This is a genomic window from Dellaglioa sp. CoH-55-MRSF-7, assembly GCF_056782235.1.
Genome location: NZ_JBXAYI010000098.1, coordinates 1 through 357 on the forward strand (window position 1 = coordinate 1; position 357 = coordinate 357).

At 53.8% G+C, this 357-nt stretch carries 1 protein-coding gene; it reads right to left on the minus strand.

Annotation, left to right across the window (positions count from 1 at the left end; translation table 11 throughout):
- On the minus strand, positions 1-238 hold a 238-nt coding region (locus AC1RPU_RS08035; protein ID WP_481769647.1), incomplete at its 3' end, for a hypothetical protein.
- Positions 239-357 lie beyond the last annotated feature (119 nt).

Sequence of the window (357 nt, forward strand, 5' to 3'; positions counted from 1 at the left end):
GTTCAGTGTTACCGCCGTTTAGGTCTTCGGCTGTTAGGCGCAGCGCCGCGTTTGTCTTAGGCTTAACACTTTCGTGCTTTAGTTCGGACTGCGAATCATTATGCATATCGCCTTGTCGATTGTGCAGGTCTGCCTCGTTATCTGGCCTATACGATTGGGCGGGCGCTATGGTCGTACCCGGAGTGCCGGGCACATTGTTATCGAGAGCCACGAGCCGGGTCGCCGCATTAATATGCATGCATATCTCCTATCAAAAACAGGGGCCGAAGCCCCTGTCTCCGTTACTGTGCCTGAACCGACGACAACGCTTCCGTGAACGACACACCTTGCTTGCTGATAACGACTTGCAGGTTGATG